Annotated in this window: 4 protein-coding genes; 1 reads left to right on the plus strand and 3 read right to left on the minus strand. The window is 36.9% G+C overall.

What is annotated here, in order from left to right:
- Positions 1-687 precede the first annotated feature (687 nt).
- The 3 genes from F607_RS0124210 to F607_RS31580 all read right to left on the minus strand — a co-directional run bounded on the left by F607_RS0124210 (position 688) and on the right by F607_RS31580 (position 3697).
- Positions 688-1335: a hypothetical protein gene (locus F607_RS0124210; protein WP_027710115.1), complete on the minus strand. Its 648-nt coding sequence runs from the start codon at positions 1333-1335 to the stop codon at positions 688-690.
- Between the two features lie 145 nt (positions 1336-1480).
- Positions 1481-2872 (minus strand): ATP-dependent RNA helicase DbpA, encoded by a 1392-nt coding sequence (gene dbpA, locus F607_RS0124215; RefSeq protein ID WP_027710116.1) that lies wholly within the window; start codon positions 2870-2872, stop codon positions 1481-1483.
- 210 nt (positions 2873-3082) lie between these two features.
- Positions 3083-3697 (minus strand): acyl carrier protein phosphodiesterase, encoded by a 615-nt coding sequence (locus F607_RS31580; RefSeq protein WP_051311800.1) that lies wholly within the window; start codon positions 3695-3697, stop codon positions 3083-3085.
- A gap of 793 nt (positions 3698-4490) precedes the next feature.
- Between F607_RS31580 and F607_RS0124230 the strand changes: the two genes are divergently transcribed.
- On the plus strand, positions 4491-4739 hold the full coding sequence (locus F607_RS0124230) for an acyl carrier protein (RefSeq protein ID WP_027710117.1): 249 nt from the start codon (positions 4491-4493) through the stop codon (positions 4737-4739).
- The last annotated feature ends 601 nt before the right edge of the window (positions 4740-5340 follow it).

A 5340-nucleotide genomic window follows, 5' to 3' on the forward strand; every position in this document is an offset into this window, starting at 1 on the left:
ATGGTTTCGCAGCCTGAATTGTAATACCAATGAGGGATCAATTCACTTCTAACTAATTGATTTTTCTTATTTATTCAGCTTTTTGTCCTGTACATAGATTTTAATGTTAGAAAATCCTTCATGCTCGTGTTTGTTATTGCTCTGTGCAAATGCATTACCAGTGCATATCAGGGCAACACAAATTGAGGCGAGTACATTTCCATTAGCCATAATAAACTCCCTGTTAATTTATGAATGAGTTAAAAACAGTAGTTGTAATTTTTTTAACCTCAAATTTATTAAAGTGGAATTATGTTTTGCATCTCTGATATGTTGTCATTTTAATTGGGGGTTAATTCCTTTTAGTTGTTTGATATGGTATTTCCAATACCCAAAACGCAGGGCTGGTTGCAGGATGAGTCTGCTCTGTGAAGATTAGCGATAGCAATCATAGCTGTTTAAAATCGCTATGGATTGCGCGCTTAACATTATTATTGATGGGCATGTTTAAAGATAGTTGACGTAACTGACTTGTTCAATCTGCATTGGTGAATTTGTGCTGTCGTTAGTATTCAATAATTAATATACTTATAGTGACTGGTTACTATTGCTCATATTAATCGGGTATTTTTGTACTTATATATTTTTTAAATGGTTATGGGGTATTATTGTTTTCGGAAGGTTGGTGAGAGTTTATATGCTAATAATTTAAATAAACTGTCTTATATACTTTTCTGTTTCGTGATTTTTGCAGATAATTGAAACACCTTCCTTGGATAAGCTGCCAAGTTTGATTTTTAGTGGTGAGCTAACGGAGTTATGTGTATCAATGCTCAAACGATACTCTTTTTGATGCTCAAAATAAATTGATTTTGTGAATAAAGACAGTTTTCCCTGGTACTTATTAAAATCAATATAACTAATATGTCCACTATCGATTTGATAGTTATTTCGATGGCAATAATTTTGTATTTTATCTAAAAAAAAGAAAGGATTTTTTATAATGACAGCAGTATCGCCTAGTTCAAAACATGTTTTGTCGATGAGCGGCTTAGTATTATGGCTTAAGTGTGTAGGATTAACTGCACACATACAATAAATGTAAGGGTTATCATTTCGAGTATCAAATATAATTGGGTTATAATGATTTTTAATAACTTTATTATGAGCTGTTATTGACGATATACTGCGTTGTACTATATGTGTGAATCCTTCGTAAATATCACGACGCTGAGCATTGTATACAGGTCTTCTAAACATTCTTAATCGTTGTAATAAAATTTCACCTTCATGGTGAAATCTTTCCATAAATTCACTTTCACCAAACTTTACGAGTAAAAAAATGCCTTTATCCATAATGCCACCCTCCTTGTGATCATTGACTAAATAATATTCAAGATGGTGGCTGGTTACAACAAGTCAATCCCTTAAAATTTTGAATAAATTATTAAGGGAAAAGTTTCAGTTGTAATATGCTAACAACACTTCGTTTTGAGTATCATTATGTACCTCTAATTCTTCTTACCCGAAAAGAACGGCCTTTTAATTTTCCTTCAGATAACTTTTTTAAGGCGGGTTTACTCGCTTCTCGTGATACGGCAACATATGCACAATTGTCAAAAATATGGATTTTGCCGACCTGTTTCCCTGCAATACCATTTTTACCTGTTAATGCTCCAAGAATATCACCTGGTCTTACTTTTTGTTTTTTTCCTCCATCTATTTGTAACGTAACCATAGATGGTTTATCGGAACGTTTTTCTAATAGATTAAAAGCGGGAAGTGGTTCTGGTTGAATGAATGTATCCAGCATATCTTCAATTTTTGCCATTTTATGCTGTTCATTTTCACAGTAAAGAGTACAAGCTGTGCCTTTGCTACCGGCTCTACCCGTACGTCCGATGCGATGTACATGCACCTCAGGGTCTTTGGCAATATGGTAATTGATAACAAGGTCAACAGAGTCAATATCCAATCCACGGGCTGCTACATCTGTGGCTACGAGAATGGTAATGCTCTGATTAGCAAACCTAACAAGTACTTGATCACGAGCTTTTTGTTCTAAATCGCCATGTAATGCTAAAGCACTGAATCCATGTTGGCGTAACGTTTCCGCGACCTCTTGTGTTGCTTGTTTGGTGCTGCAAAAAACCACTGCAGATACGGGGGCGAATTTGATAAGCGCTAGTCGTAATGCAGTATCACGTTGCTTATTATTTTCTAGTTTATAAAAATATTGTTTAATTTTTGTGGGGTTGTCCATTGTCGTTGCCTGCACCATGAGAGGGTGCTGCATAATACGGCTGGCAATGGCTTGTATCTGATCGGGGTAGGTTGCACTAAATAACAGTGTTTGTCGCTGGTTAGGTATTTTATTGATAATCGCATCAAGCGCATCTTGAAAGCCCATGTCTAACATGCGATCAGCTTCGTCTAGTACAAATGCGTCTAAGTGATCCAGTTGAAGAGTGCCTTTACGTAAATGCTCTTCTATACGGCCAGGTGTACCTACGATGATATGAGCACCATGCTCAAGTGAGCTAATTTGAGGGCCAAATGGCATACCGCCACATAACGTGAGCACTTTAATATTGTGGATAGTGCGGGCTAACTTGCGAATTTCTTTGGCGACCTGATCTGCCAGCTCTCTTGTGGGACACAGTACCAGCGATTGGATTCTGAAGTGCCTAACATCAAGCTTGTTTAGTAAGCCCAGTGCAAAAGCTGCGGTTTTTCCTGATCCTGTTTTTCCTTGGGCAATAACATCTTGTCCTTGCAAAATGGCAGGTAGACTTTGCTGCTGAATGGGGGTCATGGCTTTGTAACTAAGGGATGCCAGGTTTTGTAGTAACGCTGGCTGCAGCTTAAGGGTGCTAAAAGCGGTGTGGTGCATTAAGAATACCTGAATTCTGTTGTTGCCTGTCATTGCAACTCTAGAGGTTGTTCACCCTTGGTGTTGGGCTTCACCTCTGTGTAATTGAACAGCCTTTAACCTTGACTACGACAATGATTAGTTAATGTAAGTGTTAAAGGAGGTTCTTACGAGAGCACATTGAGGTTTTCGTGAGGCGCATTGTAACAGATTAAGTGCTGATAAACAGGTTTATTTTAACCATCGTTCTTGCTCTGATGAGCCGCTTTTATTAATAAAAAAATTGGCTACTTCTGGAAAGAATAAAAGGAAATCTTCTTCAATTGATTCAAGATTTGCGGTTATTGCGGGTAAGTAGCTTGATGCGGTTTCTTTGGCAAGTATTCTTGGGGATAGCCGATGATCTAAGCGATTAAGGGCAAAAATTACACCCGAAAAATTTACGTAACTTGAAAGAATATTATGAGAAATAACTCGCTTAATAAAGTCAGAAGCTGACTCAGGTAGAGTATCTATAGTCTTGAGAGAATTATTATTGAATGTACTAATAAACTCATTTAGCTCAGTATTAATGAATTGCCCCCAGTGCTTAGTTAATAAATGATCAAATATAATGTCGACTACCACTCCTTTAAGGTACCCTTTTGTACCAAGTCTGGTTTTTGCTCTGCTTACATGTTGATTGGTATCAGTGAATGAATCAATCCAGCCGTGCATTTGTATACCATCTCGATGCGATGAGCTACAACCAGGCCATGGTTTCCCTTTAAGCGGATCAGCCAGTAAATTGCCGAGCTGATACTCAATGTTTTTTTTGGATAATACGATATGGGCAAGGTAATTCATTTCACTACTACTGGCTTAACGTATACCGTGCGATGGTATATTAACAAACTGATTCAAGCATTGCCTAGCTGCTTTTTGCCGTACCTCATCACGCTTAAGAAAGCAATAATAATATTTTGATGTATAGTTTGCATCCTATATGACGAATATAGATGATGGTGAGTGAATTTTGATCATTTGATGGGGAGAGGCTGATAAAACTGTACTTAAACCCGTTGATAGAGTATCTCACGATAATATATACCCACAACGAAGGGTTTTTAGTGGGGCTAGTTTGTTCTGTTAAGACAAGCGATAGCATCAACAGTTTTTTAATGGTGCTAGCTGGGCCGTCAAGCGATGAAGCCCCTGGGCAAGTTTACTGCTGTGAAACTTGCGGTGGCCACTGTAATTGATATAGCAGCGCTGCTGGGCGGTTATATTAATAAGAGACTTGGGTGGCCGTTAAATGCTCCTCGGCAATAGCGCCTGCATTGCTCTACTATATGACATCCATGTCATTATGCATAAACTGCATTCCCACTATCCTTGGTGGTCAAGAGCGCTGACAACAAACCCTAAAAATGATTCGTGAAGAATATACTTTAGTCTAATTGACTCCATCATAAAATTTTTTTCTAATGCCCGCATAGCAAAACACTAAATTACTAATACTTGTATAACTAGTGTGATAAGTCAGCTGTTAGTAATTATGGAGTTTGATTCTTAATTGGATAATTTGTCTGAGATATTGACTGCCTGCACCGTACTGTAAGGCTGGAGTTTAATCGACTATTTTTTTGTGAGATAAAAGATGTCTAATGAAAAAGTAAATTCTATTTATAATACACTAGCTGAATATCTTGAAATTCATGTCAGTGAGTTAAAAGAAAGTACCAGTCTGGAAAATGAGTTGCTGCTAGATTCAACAGAACTGATTTGTATTATAGCTACATTAGAAAAAAAAATGAATATTGACTTGCAAAATGTTCCCTTTGAAGATTGGGTTGTAATTAATGATATAGTTAAAGCAGTTGAGCAGAAAGTTAGAGAGGTTATGTAGAAAAATAGAATAAAAAAAGCATATAATAAACTATGGGGTAGGCGTGAAATCGGTGTTCAAAACTTTTCATGTGGTTATACCCTGCACGTATGGCTTCTGGGTTTTGTTATCTACACTCTTGACGACCTAGGATAGTGGGAATGCAGTTTATACAGGCGCATTTAACTGCCAACCCAATAACCTATTCATATAAGCTCATACGGCTTCGTCACTTGATGGCCGTATCTAAAAACCATTCGTATTGGGTATATAACAAGATGCATTAATTTTTTAATGAAAATAAAGTTGTCCAATTTGATGATGCTTTAATAAGGGTACCTCTAAAAATGTTACCAAAATTTCAATATTTTTAGGAAAGATCTTAAATTATAGAAGGTAAATACGATTGTTTATTATTTGACACCAAAATTCACGTTTTATGGGCTCTACAGTGCTAACTACTATCTTACAAAAAGAGATAGTTCTTCCTTTTTTCAAATTGCAGGCGCACTTTTCCTACTTAATGTCACGAACCGCCTCATGTTATAAACTATATTCATCATACCTACTTTCAACTGATGACGTGCAAAGCCTATCACTCGTGAATAAAGTCCACCTTGCT

Source organism: Zooshikella ganghwensis DSM 15267 (assembly GCF_000428585.1).
Lineage (GTDB): Bacteria > Pseudomonadota > Gammaproteobacteria > Pseudomonadales > Zooshikellaceae > Zooshikella > Zooshikella ganghwensis.

What these genes read in the sequence shown, in the direction of transcription:
- F607_RS0124210 (WP_027710115.1), bottom strand. Translation starts at nt 1,335, where the DNA reads ATGGATAAAGGCATTTTTTTACTCGTAAAGTTTGGTGAAAGTGAATTT.
- dbpA (WP_027710116.1), bottom strand. Translation starts at nt 2,872, where the DNA reads ATGCACCACACCGCTTTTAGCACCCTTAAGCTGCAGCCAGCGTTACTA.
- F607_RS31580 (WP_051311800.1), bottom strand. Translation starts at nt 3,697, where the DNA reads ATGAATTACCTTGCCCATATCGTATTATCCAAAAAAAACATTGAGTAT.
- F607_RS0124230 (WP_027710117.1), top strand. Translation starts at nt 4,491, where the DNA reads ATGTCTAATGAAAAAGTAAATTCTATTTATAATACACTAGCTGAATAT.